We start from the raw sequence: 26,914 nt of genomic DNA on the forward strand, positions 1-26,914 counted from the left end.
CACCAGAATATGTTATGCTTTTAGACAGATTGACAGAGATAAATAATTTACTTAATTAAAAAAATCAGGTAATCCTATTGTCTGATAACAAGATTAAGCTTGTTGCCAAATTTAAAAAATAAATTCCTGATTTGAGAATATTTGTCAATCAGCATAGTGTAATTAAATAATACTTATGTTTTAACTTTAGGAGATGGGCTTCGATGGTCTTTTTGATCTCAGTCCCTCCAACGTAACCTTCCGAATTTCACTGTTTATTTACTAGAAGTGGGAGGTCGAATTGCAGAGAAGGTGTGACCGAAATCGGAAACGTTCCAAACGGCGGGATATCTACTGTCCCAATCATGGCTGCTACCTTGAAAGCAGGAGTCAAAAATATCAATTATTTGCCGATCGAGCAGGACAGTTGCAGCAACGGGGCATGAGTCGCCGAAGTGCATTGATGTTGGTAGCAAGCCAAACCACAGTTAGCATCGGGGGAGAATGGTTGGAAGCCTTTTGGTGCGATCGCTGCCAGCAAACAATCTGGTATCACGTCTGCAAGTCAAACGAACGCACCTATAAAGTTTGCGTAGCGCCACAAGAGCTTTGGCAGCAAGTGACAGGAGTAATTAACCCTGAAGGAAACCCTTCTGTTGGAGAATTTACTCGCAAGCAGGCAAAGATGCTTAACTATCAGAACATCAAAGATTTTCAGTTTGTCAATTAATGCTTAAAAGCAGCGGTCTTGAATCAATATTATGAGTAGTAAAGGAATTACCTCAAAGCCAGAGTTAGTAATAGAAGCTGGACGTAGTGAAGAGCAGTATTGGAAAGACCTGTGGCGCTATCGAGAGCTATTTTATTTTCTGGCTTGGCGTGACATTCTAGTTCGCTACAAACAAACAATGATTGGTATGCTCTGGGCACTAATTCGACCATTTTTGACGATGATCGTCTTCAGCGTCATCTTCGGAAACTTGGCGAAATTACCTTCAGAGGGAACAGCACCTTATCCAATACTGGTATTTGCTGCCTTGCTACCCTGGCAGTTTTTTTCCAGTGCCCTCAGTGAGTGTAGCAACAGCCTAATTAGTAATGCCAACTTGATTTCTAAAGTCTATTTTCCGCGCTTAATTGTGCCTGCTAGTTCAGTAATTGTGAGCTTTGTAGACTTTCTAGTTTCTGCGATAATTCTTTTAGGACTGATGGCTTGGTATAATTTTGTTCCCAATTGGCAAATATTATTATTGCCGTTATTTATTGGTATTGCCTTTGCTGCTTCACTAGGAGTAGGGCTGTGGTTGGCAGCTTTGAATGTGGAATATCGAGATTTTCGTTACATTGTGCCGTTTATTGTGCAGTTTGGCCTATATGTCTCACCCGTCGGTTTTAGTAGCAGCATTGTGCCAGAACAATGGCGTTTGCTTTACTATTTGAACCCAATGGTCGGCGTGATTGATGGCTTTCGCTGGGCAATTTTAGGGGGAGATTCCAAACTTTACTGGACTGGATTCACACTATCTCTAGGACTAGTTGCTCTATTACTAGTAAGTGGCATTTGGTACTTCCGCAAAATGGAACGGACATTTGCTGACGTAATTTAGCATGGAACTGTGCAGATGTCTGAGAATATGATTAGTGTTGAAAATTTAAGCAAAAAATATATTATTGCTCACCAGCAAGAGCAAAGCAGTAGCTACAAAGCACTGCGGGATGTAATTGCTGATGGTGCTACATCTTTTGCCAAGGCATTTATCAAACCTAGTGGCAAAAAAATGCCCAACCCAGCGCGGGAAGAATTTTGGGCATTAAAAGATGTTTCCTTTGAGATTCAACAAGGTGAAGCCATTGGTGTGATTGGACGCAATGGTGCCGGTAAATCCACCCTTTTAAAAGTTCTGAGCCGGATTACCGAACCGACAAGGGGACGTATCGCCATTAAAGGGCGAGTGGCAAGCTTATTAGAAGTAGGGACGGGATTTCACCCAGAACTTACGGGACGAGAGAACATTTATCTCAATGGTTCCGTTTTGGGGATGAGTAGAGTTGAAATTAAAAAGAAATTTGATGAAATAGTAGCTTTTGCTGAAGTTGAGAAGTTTTTAGACACGCCAGTAAAGCGCTATTCATCAGGAATGTACGTCCGCCTTGCTTTTTCTGTTGCAGCCCATTTAGAACCAGAAATTTTAATTGTCGATGAAGTTTTAGCTGTAGGTGATTCAGCCTTTCAGAAGAAGTGCTTGGGGAAAATGGGTGATGTAGCCACCAAAGAAGGACGAACAGTTTTATTCGTCAGTCATAGTATGCAAGCGATCGCCCAACTCACCAAACGTTGCATCCTGCTTTCTAAAGGTAACATTCAGTTTGATGGTCATACTGGCAAAGCAGTGCAATTATATCTGGCTGGCCAGAAAGATGAGTCTGCATCACCAGCATATTACCAAGCCCCTATCACCAAAACTGGCAATCATGTAGCTTGGGTAAGGGCACACACCTCTGAAGAAGAAGGAATCCACTGTTGGGGAAACCCGATTACCTTTGAGTTTGCTCTACATGTAACTGAACCCCATGAAAGTCTGCGTTTTTCTTTTCAGATAGTAAATTTTTTACAACAAGCTATTTGTATCTTCTGGTTTTTCGAGTCTGATGCTCCGTTTTGTCGAGAGCCAGGAATATTTATTCTCAGATGTGAAATTCCCAAATTTAGATTATACATGGGTTCTTACACCTTAACTACATGGTTTTCTAACCGTCGTAGCGAGACTCTGCTAGAAAGTCTTAAAGAAATTTGCCCATTTGAAGTAACTATGCATACTTTTGAGCGTCCAGAGTATCAATGGCAAGCTGATGAGTGTCTTTATTTAGAAGATGCTATTTGGCAAACCGTGGAAAAGCATTAATTTGAAGGCAGATTAAGTAATGGCAGTAAATGATGATGTCAAGTTAGGCAAAAACGTAAAGATTTTTCATCCTCATCTTGTAAACCTATACGGTTGCGTTATTGGTGATGATACAAAAATTGGTACATTTGTGGAGATTCAGAAAGATGTCACGATAGGAAGTCGCTGTAAAATTTCATCTCACAGTTTTTTGTGTGAAGGAGTTGTATTAGAAGATGAAGTGTTTATTGGTCATGGAGTCATGTTCACTAACGACCTTTATCCTCGTGCAACCAATGAAGATGGTAGTTTAAAAACTGAAGATGACTGGTATACAGTCAAGACTTTAGTGAAGCGCTGTGCATCTATTGGTAGTAATGCGACCATCCTGCCAGGAGTAACTATTGGTGAGAAAGCCATCATCGGTTCTGGTGCAGTCGTAACTCGTAATGTTCCCGATTATGCAATTGTAGTGGGAGTGCCAGCTAATATTGTAGGTGATGTGCGCGATGGGCTACGCCCTGCCGTAAGCGATCGCCAAAATTTAGAAATATCAGCTAACAGTTTGTGAGAGCCTTACTTCTGTGTTTGTTGAAAACTAAAGCCTTGCAAAGATAAAGATTTTTTAAATAAAAAAGCAATTAATTTGCAATTCACCCAGAAACTATTGCCACCTTTTAGTGGCAGTGGTTAATAATGCATAAAAAATAAATTTTGATTAGTTAAAAGCAATGGCAAATATCATTAATATCGGTGTCATCGGCTATGGTTATTGGGGCCCGAATCTGGTAAGAAATTTTGTAGAGATGCCAGGAGTTCAGGTTAGAACAGTCAGTGATTTTAATCCAGAACTATTGGCAAAGGTGCAAGCTCGGTATCCCGCTATCCAAGTTACAAAAGATTGTCGAGACATATTTATAGATCTTAAGATTGATGCTGTAGCGATCGCCACACCAGTTTCAACTCACTTTGAATTAGCTTTAGCTGCCTTGCAAGCTGGTAAACACGTGATGGTAGAGAAGCCAATGACAACTACCTCCGACCAAGCAGTGCGGCTGATTGAAGAGGCAGAAAAACGCAACCTAGTGTTAATGGTCGATCACACCTTTGTATATACGGGTGCGGTACGCAAAATGCACGATTTGATTGCCACTAATTCCTTGGGTGATATTTACTACTATGATTCTGTCCGCGTTAACCTGGGACTGTTTCAGCATGATGTTAATGTCATCTGGGATTTGGCAGTCCACGACCTCTCAATCATGAGCTACCTATTGCCATCCCAGCCTTATGCTGTCTCCGCTACAGGCATCAGCCACGTTCCTGGAGAACCAGAAAATCTCGCCTATTTGACCTTATTCTTTGAAAAAAATCTCATTGCTCACATTAATGTCAATTGGTTAGCACCAGTAAAAATCCGCCGCACATTGATTGGTGGTAGTCAACGGATGATTGTTTACGATGACTTAGAACCAAGTGAAAAAGTCAAGATTTACGATAAGGGGATTACAGTCAACGGCAACTCCGAAAGCGTGTACCAAATGATGATTGGTTATCGCACAGGGGATATGTACTCACCCAAGTTAGATATGACAGAGGCATTGAAAACAGAAGGATTGCACTTCATTAATTGTATTGAAAAAGGCGATCGCCCCATTACTGATGGAAAAGCAGGACTGCGGGTAGTCAGAATTCTCGAAGCTGCAACCCAATCTCTTAAGCAGCAAGGCCGATTAATTGAACTGAATGTGGCAGAGGTAGCAGCATGATTCCATTTGTAGACCTAAAAACTCAATACCTGAGTATTAAAGACGAAATTGATACTGCTGTTTTAAAAGTACTTGCAAGTACGCAATTCGTTTTGGGCAATGAAGTTAAAGCCTTTGAAGAAGAATTTGCCAGTTACTGCAATGCAGATTATGGCATTGCTGTCAATACAGGTACTAGCGCCCTCCATTTAGCATTACTAGCAGCTGGCATTGGTGCTGGTGACGAAGTGATTACCGTGCCTTTCACCTTCGTTGCGACCACAGCAGCAATTTGTTATACCGGAGCCACACCTGTTTTCGTAGATATCGATCCTGTTTCCTACACAATAGATGTTACCCAAATTGAAAAAGCGATAACCGAACGCACCAAAGCGATTTTACCCGTGCATTTGTACGGTCAACCAGCAGACATGGAGCCAATTTTGGACATTGCTCGCCGTCATGGTTTAGTCGTTATAGAAGATGCCGCCCAAGCTCATGGGGCTGAGTACAAGGGGCAGAGGGTAGGTAGTATCGGTGATATTGGTTGTTTTAGTTTTTACCCTGGTAAGAATTTAGGGGCTTACGGTGAGGGAGGTATGGCAGTCACCAATAATCCTGAATATGCCCATACTATGGGAATGCTACGCGACTGGGGTCAAGAACGCAGGTATCACCATGTATTGAAAGGTTACAACTATCGCATGGATGGCATCCAGGGAGCGATTTTACGGGTGAAGTTACGCTACATCGAAGCCTGGACAGAAGCCAGAAGAACACATGCAGCCCACTATGACCAACTTTTGGCAGAATCTGGTGTTGGTATACCTGCTGTGATGCCTTACAGCCGTCACGTTTATCATGTCTACGCGGTGCGATCGCCTCAGCGAGATGCCCTACAACAAAGTCTGCAAGAGCAGGAAATTCAAACAGGTATCCATTACCCAATTCCTGTCCATCTCCAGGCAGCATACTCTGACTTGGGTTATAAAACTGGAGATTTTCCGCACTCAGAAGCAGCATCTAGCCAAGTTTTATCCCTGCCTATGTATGCAGAACTCAGCACAGAGTCACAAACTCAGGTTGCCAAAGCCGTAATTAGCTTAACATAACCGATAAATTTGATGTCCGATCCAGGTAAAATTAAGATAGTCACAGCTATCCACGGCTTACAACCAGAAAAGCTAGACCCTGACTTTGAAATTCAACTAGCAGAATATTTAAATACTCAATATGAACAAAAATCATTAATCGAATTATATGCCCGCTTTGCTACCAGTGATGGCGACTTTGACGGGCTAATGCGGCGAACTATTTGGCGGGCGGTAGCACGTAAATTCGGACATAATATTCGGATTGGCAATGGCGTAGCTTTTAAGCATCTCGAAACCTTTGAGATTGGGAACCAGGTGTTTATTGGCTCACAAAGCTATATTCAGGGAAGGTTCGATGGTACTTGCATCATTGGGAACCATGTTTGGATTGGCCCACAGAGCTACTTTGATGCCCGTAATTTAATCATTGAAGATTATGTGGGATGGGGCCCAGGTGCAAAAGTACTCGGTTCATCACACACTGGATTGCCGATTGATGTTCCCATCATCCAAACAGACTTAGAAATTAAATCAGTAAAAGTGGAAACAGGAGCCGATATTGGCATGAATGCGGCGATCCTACCTGGGGTAACAATTGGCCGAGGCAGCATTGTTGGTGCTGGTGCAGTTGTAACCAAAGATGTACCACCTTATGCGATCGTCGCTGGTGTCCCTGCTAAGTTTTTACGCTGGCGGGAAGGATATGAACCATCAAAGGAAGAATATGCAAAATAAACGAATTTTAATTACAGGTGGTGCAGGTTTAGTTGGTTCCCATATTGCCGATTTATTGGTAAAGGAAGGAGTTTCAGAGATTATTGTTCTAGATAACTTCACCCGTGGACAACTGAAAAACCTTGCTTGGGCAAAAGAAAATGGCCCTTTAGTAATTGTAGAAGGCGACATTCGGGATCAAAAACTCTTGGGTGAAGTCATGCAAGGCGTGGATATAGTCTTTCACCAAGCAGCAATCCGCATTACCCAATGTGCCGAAGAACCGCGTTTGGCATTAGAAGTTTTGGCAGATGGTACTTTCAATGTGTTGGAAGCAGCAGTGAAAGCTGGGGTAAAAAAGGTAATCGCTGCCTCATCAGCCTCGATATACGGCATGGCGGAGGAGTTCCCAACCACCGAATCTCATCACCCATACAACAACCGCACTCTTTACGGTGCGGCAAAGGTCTTTAACGAGGGCTTATTACGCAGCTTCTATGATATGTATGGGCTGGACTATGTAGCATTACGCTACTTTAACGTCTACGGCCCGCGTATGGATATTTACGGTGTATACACGGAAGTATTGATTCGCTGGATGGAGCGCATTGCAACAGGTCAGCCACCACTGATTTTCGGTGATGGCAAACAGACAATGGACTTTGTATATATCGAAGACATTGCCAGAGCGAATATCTTAGCTGCCAAAGCTGATGTTACTGATGATGTGTTTAATATTGCCAGCCATGTGGAAAGCAGCCTGAACGACCTAGCCTATAGTTTGGCTAAGGTGATGGGGTCAGATTTACAGCCAGAATATGGCCCAGAACGCAAAGTCAACCCCGTGGCCCGCCGACTGGCAGATGTGAGCAAAGCCAAACAATTGCTGGGTTTTGAGGCGCAGGTATCTCTAGAAGAAGGATTGCGTCGGCTAGTGAGTTGGTGGCGCGAACAGAAATTGGCAAAGGAAGCAAGCAATGTCTGAGAAAATCCAATCTATTCCGATCGCTAAACCTTGGCTAGGTGAAGCTGAGGCGGAAGCAGCTAGCCGTGCAATTATGTCTGGCTGGGTAACACAAGGCCCAGAAGTTGCCGCCTTTGAGCAAGAGTTTGCAGCTTACTTAGGAGCAAACCATGCTTGTGCTGTCTCCAATTGCACCACAGCATTGCATTTAGCGCTATTAGCTGTGGGTGTGCAACCTGGGGATGAAGTGATTACCGTCAGCCATTCCTATATTGCCACCGCTAACAGTATTCGCTACTGCGGTGCAATACCAGTGTTTGTGGATATTGAACCACAGACATACAACATCAATCCGATGTTAATTGAGGATGTGATTAGCAAGCAGACTCGTGCTATCCTGATTGTCCACCAGATTGGGATGCCTTGCGACCTCAAAGCCATCCTGGATATTGCTCACCGCTACGATTTGCCAGTAATTGAAGATGCAGCTTGTGCGATCGGTAGTGAAGTTCTCTGGGATGGAAACTGGGAAAAAATTGGCAAGCCGCATGGGGATATCGCCTGCTTTTCCTTCCACCCCCGCAAAGTCATCACCACAGGTGACGGTGGAATGCTTACTACCAACAACCTCGAATATGACAAACAGTTTCGCCTGTGGCGGCAACATGGGATGAGCATCCCCGATACTGTCCGCCACGGTGCAAAACAGGTAATATTTGAGTCATATCCCATGCTCGGTTACAACTACCGCATGACTGATATTCAAGCAGCAGTCGGGCGAGAGCAACTCAAACGTCTTCCAGAAATTGTGGAACACCGACGTTACTTGGCACAGCAATATCAGGAAAAGCTAGCAGATATACCGGGATTAAAGTTACCCACTGAGCCAAATTGGGCAAAGAGTAACTGGCAAAGTTTTTGTGTGCGGCTAACAGAGAAATACGACCAGGTACAAGTGATGCAGGAAATGCTAGATGCTGGCATTTCCACGCGACGCGGGATTATGTGCGCTCACCGTGAAACTGCTTATCAAATCGAACCTTGGTCATGTGGAGTTGAGCCAAAAGCTTGTGAGTGTGAAGTTGGTCAGTGCGATCGGCTTTGGGAGAGTGAGCAAGCACAAGATCGTACTGTCCTACTACCCCTGTTTCATCAGATGACTCAACAGGAACAGGATTATGTGGTAAAAGTTTTGAAAATGGCTTTTAGATAATGTTGGCGACACATAAATTATTCGTAAATAAGATTGTCGTGCCCCTACCCATCTGTGACATTATTTTTCCAAATTGGCATGAGAACTTCTTCTGGCAACGTTTTTATCTTCGGTAGTAATAAAACTTTATTAGGAAATACCTATGAGCATCCTTTTTACCAATCAAGTACCGACCATTCCAAATACCACTGATAACAGTCCCTACGAATTAGGGATGAAATTCCGCAGCGCCAAACAGGGACAAATTACCGCCATTCGCTTCTGGAAAGCCCCTAGTGAAACAGGAACTCATACTGGCAAAATCTGGACTAGAACGGGAACACTCTTGGGAAGCGTCACTTTTACTAACGAGACCGCTTCTGGCTGGCAGGAGAAGGCTCTGAGTACCCCAGTTAACATTCAAGCTAATACAACCTATGTTGTCTCTGTCAACGTCAATGCCTATTATGTCTCCACTTCTGGTCAACTGGCCAGTTCCATAGTCAATGGCGATCTCAGCTCAGTGGCAGACGGTAACAATGGGGTGTTTAATGGGACTCCAGATGCCTTTCCCGTTTATTCTTTCAACAACAGTAACTATTTTCGTGACATCAACTTTGTGCCTGTTGCTCTGCCGACGATTACAAAGATCAGCGGTGATAATCAGAGTGGTGCAGCCCAAAATCCCTTGGTCAACCCCTTAGTTGTTCAGGTCAAAGACAGTGCTGGTAATCCTCAATCAGGCGTAACGGTGAACTTTGCCGTTACCAATGGCGGGGGGTCAGTCTCACCCGCTAGTGCAGTAACTAATGCTAGCGGCCAGGCTAGTACCACGTTAACGCTCGGAGCTAGTCCTGGTGCGACAATTCCTGTTGCTAATACTGTGGATGCCACAGCAGCCAATGTTGGTAGCGTTACCTTTTTAGCAACTGCTAATCCATTAGCGAACACACAAACAGTTTTGACGACTCAAGTTCCGAGCATTGCAAATGCCACTGATAACTCTCCCTACGAATTAGGCATGAAATTCAGCAGCGCCAAAGGGGGGCGCATTTCCGCCATTCGCTTCTGGAAAGCCCCTAGCGAGACAGGAACTCATATTGGCAAAATCTGGACAGCAACGGGAACTCTCCTGGCAAGCGTCACTTTTATTAACGAGACGGCTTCTGGTTGGCAAGAGCAGCTTTTAGAAACGCCACTTAACATAGTGAATACGACCTATGTGGTTTCTGTCAACATAAATGCCTATTATGTCGCCACTTATAATGAACTGGGCAGCTCCATAGTCAATGGCGATCTGACCTCAGTGGCAGACGGTAACAATGGAGTGTATGAATTAAGTCCGAATTCTTTTCCAACTAGTTCTTTCCGGAATACTAACTATTATCGCGACATCGCCTTTGTCGTTGGTAGCACCTTGCTTAAAGTCAGTGGAGATAATCAGACTGGCACAACTGGCGTGGCTCTGCCTAACCTGTTAGTCGTGCAAGTCCTGGACGCTGAAAACAATCCCCAATCGGGAGTCACCATAAACTTTGCCATTACCAGTGGCGGAGGGTCATTATCATCTGCCAGCACAGTCACCAATGGTAGTGGTCAAGCAAGTACGACTTTGACACTGGGATCAATTCCTAGCGGACCGGAAGGTGTGGTAGTAACGGCGACAGCACCAGGCATCGGCAGTATCACCTTCTCGGCTTCAGCTACTCTGGCAAACCCCAATGCCATCTATGTGGAAAACCAAAATCTGGGCACAACTAACTGGAAGCTTGTCAACCGGGGTAATGGCGAGATCGCTGGCTATGCCTCAGCGACTAGTGTGAATAAAGGGGGGTCGCTGGACATTAAGGTTTCTCTTGGACAAGCTGGACAATATACCATCGATGTGTACCGCTTGGGCTACTATGGCGGCACAGGAGGACGGCTGATGGTGAGCAGCGGCACGCTCAATGGCACAACCCAACCCCCCTGTACCTTAGACTCTGATACCCGCTTGGTCGAGTGTAACTGGACAACTTCCTACGTTTTGCAAGTAGGAAATAACTGGACTAGCGGTATTTATGTAGCCAAGCTGACTGACCAGGCGACTGGTGTAATAGCACATGTATGGTTTGTTGTCCGCGATGATAGCAGTAGTGCCGATATCCTCTTCCAGAGTAGCATTTCTACTGTTCTAGCCTATAGCACGACGGGGGGGTACAGCGTTTACAATGCTCAAAGCATTGACGGTCAACGGGCTTTTAAGGTTTCCTACGACCGACCCTTCTCCGAGGCAACCTATGCATCCGACAACCAGGCCGCCTCACCCTTGCGATGGGAATATAATATGGTGCGCTGGCTGGAATCTCAAGGTTACGATGTCACCTACACCGAGAATATGGAGGTTCATACCAACGGACAAAAATTGCTCAATCATAAAGTATTCCTGTCTGTGGGTCACGATGAGTACTGGTCTAAAGAAATGCGCGATCATGTCGAGGCTGGTCGTAATGCCGGAATTAATTTGGGCTTCTTCTCTGCTAATACTTGCTATTGGCGAGTGAGGTTTGAAAATTCTACTCTGGCTGCTGGGCAAGTGAAGCCCAACCGCGTGATGGCCTGCTACAAACAGGATTGGGCATTGGATTCAGTCGCCCAGCAGCAGGGACCATCAGCAGCCACGAATAAATTCCGCAGCGTCCAAAACCAGCGCCCGGAAAACGCCTTGTTAGGAGTTATGTATGGTAGCGACACCTCAAATACCTACGGTGGTTATAATTTCGTTGTTACCAACAGCAGCGATCCTTACTATGCAAATACAGGACTCCAGAATGGCGATCAACTACTTTTGTTAGTGGGCTATGAATGGGATTTTACTGTTAATAATGGATCTGCCCCTGCTGGACTTGTCACCTTGTCTGAGTCGTCAGTCCAGCCCTCTGCCCTATTACCAAACTTCGATGAACCAGCTGGAGAAGAAGCCCTGCCTCCAAATCAGGATTTTACCAAATCCAACTCAGCCCGCTACACCGCTGCTAGTGGGGCTAAAGTCTTCGCTTCCGGCTCTATTCAGTGGGCGTGGGGGCTAGACACCGACGGTGTTAGCCCAGTGCGGGAAGATATTCGCGTCAAGCAAATAACAGTCAATATCTTAGCAGATATGGGAGCTAAACCTCAAAATCCAAATCCCAACCTCATCATCCCCTAAAATATCCCATAAGAAGTATAATATGACACCATTGAAACGTCGAGAATTTGGCCAATTGGCAGCTGCCAGTTTGACTTCCACTGTTGTTGCTGGTCTCTCTACTAAAGCGCTTGCTCAGAATAAGGAAACGCTCAAGGGAACTATTTATGCAGTAAATCTTCTTACCTCCGATAGTCAAAATCTGGAAAACGAAACTCCAGCAGTGGTGTTGAGCACTGCCGACCTAGCGACCGGAAAAATTCTCTCTAAGGTCAATCGCCTAGCTCTATCCGTTGAAAATCCTTCGTCTGTACCGAAAAGTCCTCGGGCCTTCTTTCTTCGCGACTCTAACCGGGTTACAAAAGTCATAAAGCTTGGAGATGGGAGTATTCTAATTTCTACGGTATCTCACAGGAAAAATGGTTATTTTAACCATCTCATTTCTACTGTCGGAAATGCTAATATCCCTGTATTTAGAGGGAAAAAAGTACTGGGCTTCAAGAAATCCAATCAGACTCTTGAAAGTGTGCTAAGCCTTCCCAATAATCAACTTCTGTGCCTAGTCGCAACTGAGGGCATACCGCCTTGTGCCCTGAAAACGCTCGATTTGAAAACTGGGAAAATTCTTTCTAACGATGAGCTGGACTTACCTACACTGACGCCTACCCATAGATTCGCTCACCTATGTCAACTGAAGGAAAATATTTTCGCAACCGAGACCGGCTCAGAAGGCTTCACCAGTTTAATCTCGATGAACTTACAGGAGAAAGCCATACTTACTGGTAAGGTGAAAATTAACAGACTGTCCCCACTAAACTTTAAAGGACGCCCTCTCGTAATTAAAGACTTGAACTTCTCTACTTCCGGTCAATTGTATGCACTTGCTACTAACAATAATGGAAAAAAGAATGGCCTGTATACGGTGGACATAAAAACTGGCAAGATGGAGCTAGTAAGAGACTTTGAAGCCGATAAGTTTGTACTTTCTTAATACAAAGCTTCACATCTAATATCAATTTCACAAAAGAAGAAGCCTATTTAGTATCGATTGCTTGCAGCAACACACTAGAGTCGGGCTTTTTAATTTGATAGGGTAGAGATTTTGTCAAAAGCATGGGTGAGAAATTTGCTTGAGTTGGGAGTTAAGAATCAAAGAATTACCGTCTCAACGTTATTGACAGACCACGGGTTTGTCTGTTGTTTTTCTCTCCCCTGCTTGCTCTGCTCAAGAACAGCCTGCCTCAACACTTGAAGAAGAATTCAGAAGTCAGAAGTCAGGAGCGGAGCCGGAGACGCTCCGCCTCCAGTCAGAATCAAGGCCCTCGCTTGCCGCCGGCGCTATCAGTCGGGGATTCAGACCGGCGCAGGTCTTGCACCCCCACTAAATTTTCAATTTAGTGGGGGTGCAAAAACGCCGATTATTCAGACGCGACTCGAAAATACTCGCTTACCGCCGGCGCTATCCGACAGTCGTACAGAATACCCAACTGAATTCTGACTCCTGACTCCTGAATTCTGTTCGATAAATCTCCTTAACTCAAGCGTATTGAATTATAGATAATCTTGCGCGGGGAAGGGAATTGATGCATTTATCGTGATAGCGTTTCCAAATTCGCCATAATTTTAAAACAAAAAAGATGAAAGTTAAACGGTATTTTACTGTGGTGACTTCTGACAGTGGAATTATTGACAAACTAGCATATCAGATGCGTATATTATATAGTTTGGGAATTGCCTGTGAATATCAATATGTTCATACCCCCATTTCTTTTGGGAGAAGCTGGCAGTCATATTATTTAAAAAAATTTATCGATAAATTTGAAAAAATCTTATTTTTTAGATTAGGGTTGCGGATACCCACATACATTGAAAAAGTTTTCAGTCGAGTGGAGAGATTATTAAATAAATTAGATGATTTTTTAGATAATTTTTATAACAAAAGAAAGTACGATCATCTCAATCGATTTCTCGGACTAGATAAGTTTGAATTTTATATCAATGATAGCAAATTCTCAGAGTACACAGTTGTAGATATTCCTTTAGATAAGATATTAGCAGAAACACATATCTCTAGCCTTTCTCAACTCAGAGAAGCTATGGAAATATTCCTAAACAAAACGGATGGCGCAATCTGTTGCTTTTCAGCCATGCGGATGTATCCTTATCTATCTGAAATAACGCGGATACTTGCCAAATCAGATATTGATATTGATAACTATCAATACCTCAATTTCTCTGAAAGATACTGGACAGGAAAGGATAAGTCTTTTCTAGATTTGCCTTTTAAATCTGGAAAAATAAAAGTTGTCATACACATTAGACGTGGTGATAGTATGATTATTGATCTTGGTAGTCAGAAGATCTATTTGCACGGTGAAGTGATGACATCTGAGGATTTTAAACGATTATTAGAAGTTGATGCTGGTCGGGAAATAGAAATATGTGAGTATGAGCCGCTCCTACAAAATATTTTCAATGAATTTGGTGAAGACAAATTTTCCTGCATAGTTATATCAGATGGTTATGACCTGACCTTTAGTAGGATTGTCAGAGCCATATCAAGAGGGCAACTTAAGCTTAATCATCGGGAAGTAAAAATATTAAGAAAGATTGGTAATTCTCCGAAAGAACAGTTTGCGAACTTTTTGAAATATCCAAATGTATCTACTATTATTGGTGAATCTAATACCAATCTTCTAAAAAGTATTCATGCACTAGCCTGTGCTGATATTGTTATTTATAGCTCTATAGGATTTGCTTATGGTGTACACAAAATTTTTAGACAAAATCAGTCTTCAGTGATGATTAATGTCAAAAATCATGATGATAGTTATTTGAAGAGTATTGATGCAATAATAGCATCCCAAATAAACCAGTAATTGGTGATTAAGAAATATTAAATATAAATATGATTAACAATATTGCTAAGCCAAAACTTTTATTTTTTCAATGGAAAAATGAGAGTCTATCTAAATTTGTGGTTTTGCATAGACAACAGCATGTTAAATGTCTATCAGAATTTTTTGACGTAATTGTAATTAACGAAGACTGTGACTATCAACAAAGTTGCGATCGCTATCAACCAGAAGTAACACTTTTTGAAGCTGGCGTCAATTATAAAGGTTGTCGAAAACTGCAAATTAGCAACACTAATGCTTATCCTGATATACCTAAACTGGGCTTCCATAATGGAGACTCTTGGTGCAATGCCCGTGCTGGCTTTATCAGCGATATGGAAAATTGGGGTATAGAAACATTCTTTACTATTTGCACTACTACGGCTGAACATACACAAGAGATTGCCGACAACTTATTTGTGTGGCCAAATTTTATAGATGTTGAGACATATCGAGACTATGGAGAATCTAAAATTATCCCCGTACTATTTAGTGGATACATAAATAACCTCTACCCTTGGCGGCAAAAAATATACAAAACAGTTTCTCAATATTATCCTTCACTCATTTGTCCTCATCTGGGATATGACGAGCGGTTTACACGAAGGATGCTGCATGGTGAACAGTATGCCCGTACAATAAATGCTTCTTCTTTTGTACCAACATGCGGAACAATCGAAAAAGAGATTGTTCGCAAACACTTTGAGATCCCAGCTTGCAAATCTTGTCTGATTACAGAAAAGACTGCCTCTGTTGAAGCTAGCGGATTTATGGATATGCAAAATTGCATATTTGCTGATGAAAATGACGTTCTAGATAAGATTGATTATTTGTTTCAAAACCCAGAAAAACTAGAAATGATCATTAACGCCGGGTACGATCTTGTTCATTCTAGACATACTTTCAAACAACGAGATCAGATTTTTCAGTGGTTTAATCTTTATAAAAATCTTCAACCGAATCAAAAAATTATTCAAACAGACCCTTTTCAGCCACTGACTGTTGTAGAACAATCATCTGGAATTAAAAATTCACATATCATCGGCAATGGATTAATTATAGGGCTTCTACGCGAAGCAGATGAAAAAGTTGCAGCTGGTAAATATGAAGAAGCAGAGGCTGTATATCTACAATGCGTAAATTATATTTTTTGGATGCCTGAACCAAAATTGCGATTAGCAATATGTAACCTTTATAAAGGGGATTCAGAGACAGCACTGTATTGGATTACTCAACCGATAAAATATACTCTTGAAGAATACCAAGCTTCAGATCCCGATCCGGTGGAGTGGGCTTATTTTATTATTTGTTTACTTTGTCATGGAAAATTAGATGAGGCTATTAAATGTGCCGACCAATTTCCATGTATTTCTCATCCAATTCTAGATCGGACTCGTTGGGCTATTGATTTACTTAACGATAGAATCAATAACGATACATTGCCGAATTCAGATAAATCAAAGTATCGCGCTAGCGTTCACCAATTACCTGAGCAAAGCTTAGATGATTTGATGAATAATCTCTGTATTATGCTCGCATCTTGTAAGCAGTTTGCTTTAGAGAAAAAGCTAAAAAATTGGTCTAATTCCAAAAATGAGTTTAAAACCAAAAAGATTAATAATACTTTTCCAGATGAAAATATTAGCTTGACTAAGTATTATTTGCAATATCCTAAATTTAATCAGAAAAAATGGATAGAATCTAAGATAAAATCAATAGCTGGTAAATTTTTCAGGTATTTAGAAAGTGTTTTTGGTGAGTTTCTTCCTTATAAATTATCAAAAATAAGACAGGATGAATTTTTATCAGCTATTAAAGTAATAGCAACAAATGAGAATGTTCAGTCAGTTTTGTTGATTGGAGCATCTAAGGGTGAGGCCGAAACTGAAGCTTTGTTAGCGGGGATAAAGGAAAATATTAATAGTCCAGCTTTATTCTCTATCAACGGTTTATCATCTAGATTGATAGGACTGCAAAAGTACTATTATGATAATGGGCGCATTAAATTTAATCAAATATCATCTTCATCTATATCTAATGAAATAAACAACGATCTTCAAAAAATCAAGGGGGAAAATCAGATTGATTTCTTTGATTTGGTAGTGATTAAGAGTGATAAATCTTATGTTGATATTGAGTTAGAAGAACTTTTAGGCGCAAAATTTATTATCTTAAAAGGTATAAATACCTCTGAGAATTACAAAAATTGCCAGAGAGTACTAGCAGATGAAAGTTATAGCCTAGTTTCTCATAATCCCTCTCACCGAAATGGATATGCCATTTTTCAGAAAGACAATAATCATGAGCAAGCTTTAATTGAAAGAATAAGTCTGCATATGTAGTGTAAGAATTCAGAATTCAGAATTTTGATGAACACCAGGGTTAGACAAAAAATATATGAAAAATGAATATTCTACATATTAATCAATCTGATAACCTCGGTAATGGAGCCGGGATTGCAGGCTACCGACTACATGAAGGTTTGCTAGCTCATGGTGTAGACTCTCGCATACTTGTAGGAATGCTCAATACAAGTAGCGATCGCCTAGCCATAATTCCCCGCACTCAACGACTAATCGAAAGAATACTTTATGAGTTGACTCGGCGTTATGGGCTAAACGATATTAACTGGATTAGCAGTTTTGATATTCCCAAGCATCCTTTCTACAAAAATGCAGATATCCTCAACTTTCATAATCTTAATACTGGTTACTTTAATTACTTAGCAATTCCCTCTTTGACACTAAGTAAACCTGCTGTGTTTACACTCCATGATATGTGGAGTTTTACCGGACATTGCTCTTACAGTTTCGACTGTGAAGGCTGGAAAACTGGCTGTGGTAAATGTCCATATCCAGATAGCTATCCAGCCATTGCTAGAGATAATACCCGCCTAGAGTGGAAACTGAAAAACTGGGTTTACAGTCGCTCTAACTTAACCATTGTGACTCTTAGTAATTGGCTGACTGAGCAAGCTAAGCAGAGTATGTTCAACGGCATACCAATTCATCACATTCCCAACGGGATTGATACACAAGCTTATCAGCCTCTTAATTCTCAACAATGCCGATCGCTCTTGGGCATCCCAGCAGATAAAAAAGTTTTGATGTTTGCAGCTTTAGATATCAAATATACTCGTAAGGGTGCTGATTTGCTATTCAAAGCTCTGCAAAGCTTACCAGAATCACTAAAAGCCGAAACCATGCTTTTGACTATCGGTAATGGTGGTGAATCTATTGCGGATGCTGTGGGGATGCCTAACCTCAATCTGGGCTACGTAACCAGTAATCGCCTTAAGTCTATCGCCTATTCTGCCGCTGACCTATTTGTTTTTCCTACTCGTGCTGATAATCTACCTTTAGTGCTGCAAGAAAGTATGGCTTGTGGAACTCCAATGGTATCCTTCAAAATTGGTGGTGTCCCCGATCTAGTGCGTCCGAGTATCACTGGTTACTTGGCGACACCGGAAGATACTCAAGATTTCTGTAATGGAATTGTGCAGCTTTTAGAAGATAGCCAACAGCGCGATCGCATGGGTGAAAATTGTCGAGCGATCGCTCTCGAAGAATACCCATTAGAACTACAGGTTCAGCGCTACATAGAGCTATATAGTCAGATATTAAGCAAAAATTCCTCATAATTTCGGTTTCACTGGCTCTTGCTTTTAACCGATCCCAGAATAGGCAAGCAACAAGAATGAACTTAACCCCCTTAGTCTCAGTTGTCATACCTTGTTACAACGCTGAACGATTCTTAACTGAAACTCTAGAAAGTGTTTTCTGTCAAACCTTGTCAGATTTTGAGGTGATTGCCATTGATGACGGCTCTATAGACGGGACTGCAAACGTTATTCGCTCTTTTAGCTCAAGGATAAAATCTGAGTTTAGCTCTAATCGTGGTGCTAGTGCAGCCCGAAACCTGGGAACTGAGTTAGCTAAAGGTAAGTTTATTCAATATTTGGATGCAGATGATATTTTACGACCTGATGCTCTAGAAAAACGAGTTAAGGCCTTAGTTGACAGCAATGCTGATGTAGCTTATTCAGATTGGCAACGACTAGAAGAAACAGAAAAGGGCGAATTTCATCCAGGTAATGCGATCGCCAGACGGATTGAAGATATTCATGCCGATCCTCAAATTGCCTTGTTTACAGACTTCTGGGCGCCACCTGCTGCCCTTTTGTACCACCGTCGAATTGTAGAAGTTATTGGTTCTTGGAATGAATCTTTGCCTGTGATTCAAGATGCTCGCTTTTTATTAGATGCAGCTTTGATGGGGGGGAAATTTGTTTATGTACCTGGTGTGCAAGCAGATTATCGAGTCCACAAAACTAATAGTTTATCTCGCCGTAATCCGACTAAATTTGTTTTAGATTGTTTCAATAATGCTTGCCAAGTGGAAAATTTTTGGCAAGTTAATGGTGGCATAACTCCAGAGCGTTGTATCGCACTTGAGAAAGTTTATGGACACACAGCCCGATTCTTTTTTGAGTATGACCGCCCAAAGTTTCACGAAGTACTGGCTAGAATTCATCACCTAAATCCAAACTACCTTCCTTCTGCTCCGAAAGCTTTACAAAAACTGTCAAAATGGTTTGGATATGAGCAGGCTGAGGCGATCGCTTTAGCTTACCGTCAAGTTAAGGAGGTTTTATATACAGCAGGTAATAGGGAATAAGCTTGGGAAAGTCTTTTTTTCAACGCAAAGGTACGCGGAGGTTAACGCAAAGGTACACGGAGGTTTTTTCAAGATAATTCGCAATTGGGGGCATCTTCATAGAGAAAATGAATTTAGAGACTATGTTTTATTGCTGACAGAGGATTAAATGTGCGAGTTATTCAAGTTCCGTTCTGTTTCTATCCGGACTCTGTAGGCGGTACTGAGGTATACGTGGAAGCTTTATCCCGGAACTTGCAGCAACAGGGAGTCGAAGTTTTGATTGCTGCTCCTGGGGAAGTTAATCAATCCTATTTATATAATCAGCTAAGAGTACGCCGCTATGCGATATCGAATCAAGTCGAAAATCTCCGGGAAATGTATGGAGAAGGCGATCGCCAAGCTGCTTTAGAATTCAGCCGCATCCTCGAAACAGAACAGCCTGATTTGGTGCATTTCCATGCCTTTACTAGCGGCGTTTCCCTGCGCCTAGTGCAAGCTGCTAAACAACGGCAAATCCCCGTTGTGTTTACCTACCATACTCCTACTGTGAGTTGCTTGCGGGGAACGCTGATGCAATGGGGGACTGAGATTTGTAATGGGAAAGTAGATTTAAAAACCTGTAGCCAGTGTACATTACAGGGGTTGGGACTGGATAAAACTAGTGCTGGGGCGATCGCTAATTTGCCACCCCAGCTAGGACACTGGCTAGGTAACTTGAATTTACAGGGGGGAGCTTGGACAGCTTTACGAATGACCGAATTAGTTAATCTGCGTCATAAAGCTTTACATACCCTACTCTCTGAAGTTGACCATATTGTGGCCGTGTGCAACTGGGTCAAAGATGTTCTGCTACTCAACCACGTTCCCTCGGAAAAAATTACCGTCATCCGCCAAGGGCTTTGTCACAATTTACCCGAAAAAACTAACTCTAGTCAGCAGTACGCTCAACCAACTTTAAACATTGCTTTCTTGGGTCGGCTTGACCCTACAAAAGGAATCCATATTTTAATCAAAGCCTTGAAAGCAGTTCCTAAGTTACCAATCAGCTTAGACATTTATGGTATTTCCCAAGCGAGTGATGCCTACATAAGAGAATTACAGGCTTTGGCAGCCAAAGACCCCCGTATTACTTTTAAACCACCAGTACCGACTGAAAAAGTTATGGCAACCTTGACTGACTATGACCTATTGGCTGTACCATCCCAATGGTTAGAGACTGGGCCAATGGTCGTTCTAGAAGCCTTTGCGGCTGGAGTTCCTGTCATCGGTTCTAACTTAGGGGGCATTGCCGAACTGGTCGAGCATGAAGTCAACGGTATCCTGGTAGAACCTACCTCTGTAAGGGACTGGAGTCAAGCCCTACAGCGATGCCAAGATAGATATCTGCTCAGGCGACTGAGTGCTGGCATCAAGCCTCCTTCAACAATGGAAACAGTAGCAACCCATATCCGATTGATTTATCATGCCACAATTGCACAGTTTTTATAAACAAGAATATGCCAAAAGTTATTGAAAATAATAGAAATGCTAGAAAATAAAGATAAAAGAAAGTTACTAGTATCACATATTTTGTATATACAATACACTAATCCAGGAGGTTATCCGCCCTTAGAGCAAAGTTCGAGTATTCTAGCGCAAGAAGGTTGGGAAGTTCTGTTTTTAGGAACTGAAACATTTGGTGCATCGGCTGCTTTGTGTTTTCCACCTCATCCCAATATCACAGTACAACTAATGTCTTTTTGTCCAGGTGGCTGGCGACAGAAGTTGCATTACTTACAATTTTGTCTTTGGGTGTTAATTTCGACATTATGCTGGCAGCCTCAATGGATATATGCATCAGATTTATTATCTTGCCCAGTTACTTTATTGTTGAGTTTTTTACCTAATATCAAAGTTGTTTATCATGAACACGACTCACCTAACACTACAGCCGAAAGTTTGTTTATTCGCTTTTGTTTGAACACTCGCAAATGGTTAGCAAGCAGAGCTAAAATATGCATTCTCCCAAATCAACAAAGGTTAGAGCAGTTTTCTTGGGATACAGGCATTAAGCATAATCTTTTGTGTGTATGGAATTGTCCCGCACAAGCTGATGCTATTCCTGGGCGTTCATCTGCCTCAAAAGATGATTTGCAGATTTTGTATCACGGTTCGATTGTGCCATCACGTCTACCAATAGCTGTTTTAAAAGCTCTGGTAATGTTGCCCGAACGTGTGAAATTGCGTGTCATTGGCTATGACACAATTGGTCATCAAAGTTATACGCAACAGTTACAAGAGATAGCGGAGCAATTGGGAATTGATAGCCGAGTAGATTTTGTAGCTGCTATGCCCAGATATGAACTTTTAAAATGGTGTCGAGAGTGTGATGTTGGGCTGGCATTCATGCCGATGAATGGCAATGATATTAATCAGCAACGCATGGTTGGTGCATCCAACAAACCTTTTGACTACCTCGTCTGTGGGCTGGCATTACTAGTTTCCGATCTCGCAGAATGGAAAAAAGTATATGTAGAACCTGGTTACGGATTGGCTTGTAACCCTGACGATCCAGAAAGTATTGCTGCTAGTTTGAAATGGTATCTAGAGCATCCCGTGGAAAGGCAAGAAATGGGCGATCGCGGTAGACAACGTATTCTGAATGAATGGAATTATCAGCAACAGTTTATGAAGGTTCGTGATAGGTTATGTCAGTATTAAATCAATAAATAAAAAATACTTGAAATTTTTATGCTAGCAATTATAGATACACATCCTATTCAGTATCGCGCTCCTGTATACCGAACTCTCAGCGAGCTGTTTGGTATCCCAATAACTGTTATTTATGGTTCAGATTTTAGTATTGTAGGTTACAAAGATCAAGAATTTGGTGTTAAATTTGCATGGGATATTGACCTGCTATCGGGATATACATCAGAATTTCTCTCTCAAGTCAAAACTGGAGGAGCGCAGAGTTTTGAAACAGTTTCTGCTCCAGGAATAACAGCAGTTTTACAAAAAATACAACCAAAAGCTTTACTGATTACAGGATACAATCACCCCTTTTATCGTGCAGTTCTTTATGAGGTATGGAAAGCCAAGTATCCAATTATCTTTCGGGGAGAAACCACTGACCATGCACAAAAACGCAGTCCATTCAAAGGAGTTTTAAGGGACTCGATTTTATATTGGATGTACCGCCAATTTGCTAAAACACTTTATATTGGTCAGCACTCTAAAGATCATTTTCAACGCTTAGGCTGTTCCCAAGAGCAACTAGTTTTCTCACCATACTGTATCAGTACTAGTTTCTTTCAGTGCAGTGAAGACGATCGCTCTCAACTCCGTCACGTCACTCGCCAGAGTCTAGGCATTACAGACGACCAAATTGTACTACTTTTTTCGGGAAAACTTAGCAGTAGAAAAAGACCAGACCTTTTGCTGCAAGCAGTTAAACAATTGCCTTTAGAAGTTCGCACTCAAATTGTCATTCTCTTTCTTGGCGACGGAGAAATGAAATCATCTTTAGAAAATCTTGCCCAAATTTCACCAGCAGTAACAGTTCATTTTCTGGGATTTCAAAACCAGAGTCAGCTGAGTCCCTATTACCACACTGCGGACTTTTTGGTATTGCCAAGTGACTATTCTGAGACTTGGGGTTTGGTCGTCAATGAAGCATTACATCACGGATTACCTGCAATTGTCTCCCAAGCCGTTGGTTGTGCGCCAGACCTAATTAATCCTGGTGTGACTGGAGAGGTTTTTGCAACAGGCTCTGTTGAAAGTCTGACTCAAGCAATTGAACGTAGTCGAATGCTAATTGGTAGACCTGATATTCGGGAACAATGTCGCCAAAAGGTAAGTGATTATTCTGTAGAAAAGGCAGCAGCAGGTATTGTTAGAGCATACAGAGAAACAATTAGATGAAACTTTTAATAGCTAGCCTGTTAGGTGGAACTAATATAGGAGGAGCTTTTTTTAAAGCCGCTAAATCTCTTAATTTAAACTTGAGCTTTTTTGATATTCAGTCAGCTTATACAGCCCCTAAATGGCTACAACGAATTAATTGGCATCTGAGAGGAAAATACCCATCAAAACTAGAAAGTTTGAGCCAGAAACTAGTATGGGAATGTGAGAATTTAAAACCGGATTTATTGATTTCTACAGGTATTACTCCAATTAATCAAAAAGCACTACTTCAACTAGATAGAATGGGCATCAAGAAAATTAACTTTCTCACTGATGATCCCTGGAATCCGGCTCACTATGCCCCTTGGTTTTTGAAAGCATTCCCTCATTACGATATTATTTTTTCTCCTCGCCGGGCTAATCTTAATGAACTCGTGCAGGCTGGTTGTCACAATGTGGAGTATTTACCCTTTGGGTTTGACCGTGAGTTATTTTATCCAGAAGAGTTCATTAACTCAGAAACACGACTTCAGTATAGTTGTGATGTTGTGTTTGCAGGTGGTGGCGATCGCGATCGCCTAGAGTATATGTCTGCTTTAATTAATTCTGGAATCAATGTCAACCTCTATGGCGGTTATTGGGATTGCTACCCAGAAACTAAAGCTTATAGTGGCGGTATCGCTGACGTTCGGACATTACGTCTAGCGATCGCATCTGCCAAAATTGCCCTTTGCCTGGTTCGCAAAGCAAATCGAGATGGTAACTGTATGCGAACATTTGAAGTCCCAGCAATCGGAGCTTGTATGCTCACCGAAGATACTCCAGAACATCGAGAAATTTTTGGTGAAGAAGGGGAAGCAGTTTTATATTTCCAAACAATTCCAGAAATGTTGGAGAAAGTACGCTGGTTGCTCAACCACGATACTGAACGTCAACGCCTCGCCCAAAATGCCCACTCATTAATTTTTCAGGGCAAGCACACGTACAAAGACCGTCTAGAAAGTATGCTTTCTTTGACAGAAAAGCTACTGTTTAAAAAATGAAACTTAAAATCGCGATCGTAGTACATGGTCGTTTTCATGCCTTTGATTTGGCAAGAGAGCTAATCAACCAAGGGCATAATGTGACATTATTTACAAATTACCCAAAGAAAATTGCAGAAAAATTTGGCATCCCCCAAAAAAATGTTCAAACATTTTTACTACATGGTCTTTTAACTCGCGTTATTTATAAATTGCATGGAGTTGTAGGTACTCCTAATTTTGAAGCTTTTTTGCATTCTGCATTTTCCCAATGGGCTGCTCGAATTATTAATAAATCTGAATATGACATTGTTCACGTTTTTAGTGGAGTTGCCGAAGAGATTTTTCAGGCACTTTCAACTAAGCGTGTGTTAAAAAGTCTCATGAGAGGTTCAGCACATATTCTGACCCAATCCCGACTCCTCTCAGAAGAAGAACAGCAAGCTGGTATATCAGTCGATCGGCCAAGTAACTGGATGATTGCCAGAGAAGAGCGAGAGTATCAGCTTGCTGATGTAATTTTAGTACTCTCAAGTTTTGCTCAACAATCTTTTAATGAGCAAAACATTAGCCTAGATAAATTGAGAATTCTACCTTTAGGCGCTCAAATAGATAAATTTCGTCCAGTTGAGGAAGTTATTCAAGAACGGTGTCAGCGAATTCTTGCTAAACAACCACTTCATGTATTAATGGTGGGGAATTTTTCATATCGAAAAGGGGCAAATGATTTTGTAAAAATAGCTGAATTAGCCTCTATAAGCTACCAATTTAAATTTGTTGGGACTGTTACCAGTGAAGCTAGTGAACTAGCTGAAAAAAACAGTAAAAATATTGAGTTTATTGCCAAGCAACCCCAATTTGAATTATCCAAATTCTACGCCTGGGCAGATATATTTATTTTTACAACTATTGAAGATGGCTATGCTATGGTATTAGCCCAAGCTCAAGCAGCTGGTTTACCAATTTTGGCTACCACAAACTGTTCAGGCCCCGACATCATCCTCGAAGGACAAACAGGCTGGGTACTGCCAATTCGTAGCTCCAAAAGCTTTGTAGAACGATTGAAGTGGTGTAATGAACATCGCCAAGAACTAGCACAAATGGTCTGGAGAGTTTATGAAAACTTTCAACCCAGAGATTGGGCAGAGGTGGCTACTGACTTTGTTAGCATTCATACAGGTTTATTAAAGTAAAAGCTTGGGTGATTATGCTTACAGACGATCCGCAGCGACAGTGGTTAACTTTTTGGCTATGTATTTGGGTTGTGGTTGTAGCTTTAGTCATCCGCAGTCAGTGGAATAAGAAATTACCTAGCGTCGGTCTGCCGATGATTTATTTAATCCAGCTATCTATTTTGCACTGGTTCGGAGCGATGATTTATGCTTTTCCGTGGTATAACCCCAAGAGTGCCTATTTAATTAGTCAAAAAATCACTTTAACTAATACTGCCATAGGTTTTACCCAAGCAGTTTACGGTGTCATCGCCTTTGGAGTTGGCAGTATTATACTAGCTCCCTTAGTGGAGAAAATGCTCAAACCTTCAGGGCGGTCATATCTGCCGAAACAGCCTAACCTAAAATTTCCTAAGAATTACATTTTATTGGGAGTGTTCTTTTACTTTGTTCTCGGGCCGATTTTAGGTCGTATTCCTAGTATTAGTGTTTTGGTTAACTCCGGTTTTGTGATGTTATCTACTGGGTTATGTTTGGCTTGCTGGAAAGCGTGGTATATGCGCGAAAAACACGCCTTGATGCGATGGCTGCTAATTAGCTGCTGTATACCTTTTGTTAGTATAATAAACTCCGGATTTGCCAGTTTTGGGGTGATGGCGGTAGTGCCTGTGTTGATATTTGTATTCACTTTTTATCGCCCACGCTGTAAATCCATAATCTTATTAGTATTGTTTCTCTCACTGGGCTTATCTTTCTACACTAATTATTTCCGCGATCGCAATTTAATTCGCGCTCAAGTTTGGGGTGGAAAAGGTATTGAATCAAGAATTGAGCAGTTGAAAAAAACGGCAAGTAACTTAGAGTTTTTTGATCCTTCTAAGCAGGCGCATTTAGAACTAATTGATGGTCGTTTAAATCAAAATCCTCAAGTCGGTCAAGGTGTCAGGTACATCAGTAGTGGCGCGATTGATTATGCAAATGGTGAAACTTTAGCAGAGGCAGCAGTCGCAGTAGTACCTCGAATTCTGTGGCCAGGTAAACCAATTAGTGGAGGTAGTGGAGATCTTGTCAATCGCTACACAGGTGTGAAGTTTGCTGAAGGAACTAGTGTAGGGGTGGGCAATATTTTAGAGTTCTATATCAACTTTGGAACAGAAGGAGTAATTTTAGGATTTGCTATTCTCGGAATTCTGTTACGAGTCATAGATATCATAGCCGGAAAAAAATTACTCTCTGGTGATTGGGAAGGGTTTACTTTCTGGTTTTTGCCTGGATTAGCTATGATAAATCCTGGCGGTTCGTTAACAGAAATAGTCGGATCTGTAGCAGGTTCAGTGGTTTTAGTTTATCTGATTAACAAGTTTTATGTGCAAAAAAGAGATCGTTCAAAAGCTTTAACAACTGCTTCTTATTAATATGACTCCTAATATCCAACTAATAGTCTGTGTGATTAATTACGAACCTTGTAAAATTACAGCAATTTTCAGGTAAATAGACCACATCTGTTGTAGGGGCACAGCACTGCTATGCCCCTACA

Annotated in this window: 20 protein-coding genes and 2 pseudogenes; all 22 read left to right on the forward strand. The window is 41.7% G+C overall.

From position 1 onward, the window contains the following. Window positions 1-280: 280 nt before the first annotated feature. The 22 genes and pseudogenes from CDG77_RS02340 to CDG77_RS02440 all read left to right on the forward strand — a co-directional run bounded on the left by CDG77_RS02340 (window position 281) and on the right by CDG77_RS02440 (window position 26,792). A complete protein-coding gene (locus CDG77_RS02340) occupies window positions 281-709 on the forward strand; it encodes a hypothetical protein (RefSeq protein ID WP_094327693.1) in 429 nt (142 codons plus the stop codon). 31 nt (window positions 710-740) lie between these two features. Next, on the forward strand, window positions 741-1,586 hold the full coding sequence (locus tag CDG77_RS02345) for an ABC transporter permease (protein ID WP_094327694.1): 846 nt from the start codon (window positions 741-743) through the stop codon (window positions 1,584-1,586). Between the two features lie 15 nt (window positions 1,587-1,601). Beyond that, window positions 1,602-2,882: an ABC transporter ATP-binding protein gene (locus CDG77_RS02350; protein ID WP_094327695.1), complete on the forward strand. Its 1,281-nt coding sequence runs from the start codon at window positions 1,602-1,604 to the stop codon at window positions 2,880-2,882. A 19-nt stretch (window positions 2,883-2,901) separates the two neighbouring features. Continuing rightward, window positions 2,902-3,063 (forward strand): annotated as a pseudogene (locus CDG77_RS39025) (N-acetyltransferase); the annotation flags it as partial. A 165-nt stretch (window positions 3,064-3,228) separates the two neighbouring features. Next, window positions 3,229-3,354, forward strand: a pseudogene (locus CDG77_RS39030) (DapH/DapD/GlmU-related protein); the annotation flags it as partial. A gap of 238 nt (window positions 3,355-3,592) precedes the next feature. Further along, a complete protein-coding gene (locus CDG77_RS02360) occupies window positions 3,593-4,630 on the forward strand; it encodes a Gfo/Idh/MocA family protein (RefSeq protein ID WP_094327697.1) in 1,038 nt (345 codons plus the stop codon). Continuing rightward, window positions 4,627-5,721 (forward strand): DegT/DnrJ/EryC1/StrS family aminotransferase, encoded by a 1,095-nt coding sequence (locus CDG77_RS02365; RefSeq protein ID WP_094327698.1) that lies wholly within the window; start codon window positions 4,627-4,629, stop codon window positions 5,719-5,721. The genes CDG77_RS02360 and CDG77_RS02365 overlap by 4 nt, the downstream gene beginning before the upstream one ends. Window positions 5,722-5,733: 12 nt before the next feature. After that, window positions 5,734-6,438 (forward strand): acyltransferase, encoded by a 705-nt coding sequence (locus CDG77_RS02370; protein ID WP_094327699.1) that lies wholly within the window; start codon window positions 5,734-5,736, stop codon window positions 6,436-6,438. After that, entirely contained in the window at window positions 6,428-7,402 is a 975-nt protein-coding gene (locus CDG77_RS02375; RefSeq protein ID WP_094327700.1) for an SDR family NAD(P)-dependent oxidoreductase, read from the forward strand. The genes CDG77_RS02370 and CDG77_RS02375 overlap by 11 nt, the downstream gene beginning before the upstream one ends. Then, window positions 7,395-8,594 carry a DegT/DnrJ/EryC1/StrS family aminotransferase gene (locus tag CDG77_RS02380; protein WP_094327701.1) on the forward strand — a complete coding sequence of 400 codons (1,200 nt, stop codon included), beginning with the start codon at window positions 7,395-7,397 and terminating at the stop codon, window positions 8,592-8,594. The genes CDG77_RS02375 and CDG77_RS02380 overlap by 8 nt, the downstream gene beginning before the upstream one ends. A 142-nt stretch (window positions 8,595-8,736) precedes the next feature. Beyond that, a complete protein-coding gene (locus CDG77_RS02385) occupies window positions 8,737-11,760 on the forward strand; it encodes a N,N-dimethylformamidase beta subunit family domain-containing protein (protein WP_094327702.1) in 3,024 nt (1,007 codons plus the stop codon). Between the two features lie 22 nt (window positions 11,761-11,782). Further along, the gene (locus CDG77_RS02390) at window positions 11,783-12,730 is read left to right on the forward strand and encodes a hypothetical protein (RefSeq protein WP_094327703.1); all 948 of its coding nucleotides are present in this window, start codon (window positions 11,783-11,785) and stop codon (window positions 12,728-12,730) included. A gap of 646 nt (window positions 12,731-13,376) precedes the next feature. After that, window positions 13,377-14,618: a hypothetical protein gene (locus CDG77_RS02395; protein ID WP_094327704.1), complete on the forward strand. Its 1,242-nt coding sequence runs from the start codon at window positions 13,377-13,379 to the stop codon at window positions 14,616-14,618. Window positions 14,619-14,647: 29 nt separating this feature from the next. Then, window positions 14,648-16,978, forward strand: a complete 2,331-nt coding sequence (locus tag CDG77_RS02400) for a glycosyltransferase family protein (protein WP_094327705.1) — start codon at window positions 14,648-14,650, stop codon at window positions 16,976-16,978. A gap of 62 nt (window positions 16,979-17,040) precedes the next feature. Continuing rightward, a complete protein-coding gene (locus tag CDG77_RS02405; protein ID WP_094327706.1) occupies window positions 17,041-18,276 on the forward strand; it encodes a glycosyltransferase family 4 protein in 1,236 nt (411 codons plus the stop codon). 56 nt (window positions 18,277-18,332) lie between these two features. Beyond that, window positions 18,333-19,313: a glycosyltransferase family 2 protein gene (locus CDG77_RS02410; protein WP_094327707.1), complete on the forward strand. Its 981-nt coding sequence runs from the start codon at window positions 18,333-18,335 to the stop codon at window positions 19,311-19,313. 150 nt (window positions 19,314-19,463) lie between these two features. After that, complete coding sequence (locus CDG77_RS02415) at window positions 19,464-20,783, forward strand: glycosyltransferase family 4 protein (RefSeq protein WP_094327708.1); 1,320 nt, start codon at window positions 19,464-19,466, stop codon at window positions 20,781-20,783. Window positions 20,784-20,819: 36 nt separating this feature from the next. Next, the gene (locus CDG77_RS02420) at window positions 20,820-21,995 is read left to right on the forward strand and encodes a glycosyltransferase family protein (RefSeq protein ID WP_094327709.1); all 1,176 of its coding nucleotides are present in this window, start codon (window positions 20,820-20,822) and stop codon (window positions 21,993-21,995) included. 30 nt (window positions 21,996-22,025) lie between these two features. Then, a complete protein-coding gene (locus CDG77_RS02425) occupies window positions 22,026-23,201 on the forward strand; it encodes a glycosyltransferase family 4 protein (protein WP_094327710.1) in 1,176 nt (391 codons plus the stop codon). Beyond that, entirely contained in the window at window positions 23,198-24,226 is a 1,029-nt protein-coding gene (locus tag CDG77_RS02430; protein WP_094327711.1) for a CgeB family protein, read from the forward strand. Before CDG77_RS02425 ends, CDG77_RS02430 begins: the two co-directional genes overlap by 4 nt. Next, complete coding sequence (locus CDG77_RS02435) at window positions 24,223-25,398, forward strand: glycosyltransferase family 4 protein (RefSeq protein WP_094327712.1); 1,176 nt, start codon at window positions 24,223-24,225, stop codon at window positions 25,396-25,398. The genes CDG77_RS02430 and CDG77_RS02435 overlap by 4 nt, the downstream gene beginning before the upstream one ends. 14 nt (window positions 25,399-25,412) lie before the next feature. Next, entirely contained in the window at window positions 25,413-26,792 is a 1,380-nt protein-coding gene (locus tag CDG77_RS02440; RefSeq protein WP_094327713.1) for a hypothetical protein, read from the forward strand. Window positions 26,793-26,914: the final 122 nt, after the last annotated feature.

This window comes from Nostoc sp. 'Peltigera membranacea cyanobiont' 213 (genome assembly GCF_002245975.1).
Lineage (GTDB): Bacteria > Cyanobacteriota > Cyanobacteriia > Cyanobacteriales > Nostocaceae > Nostoc.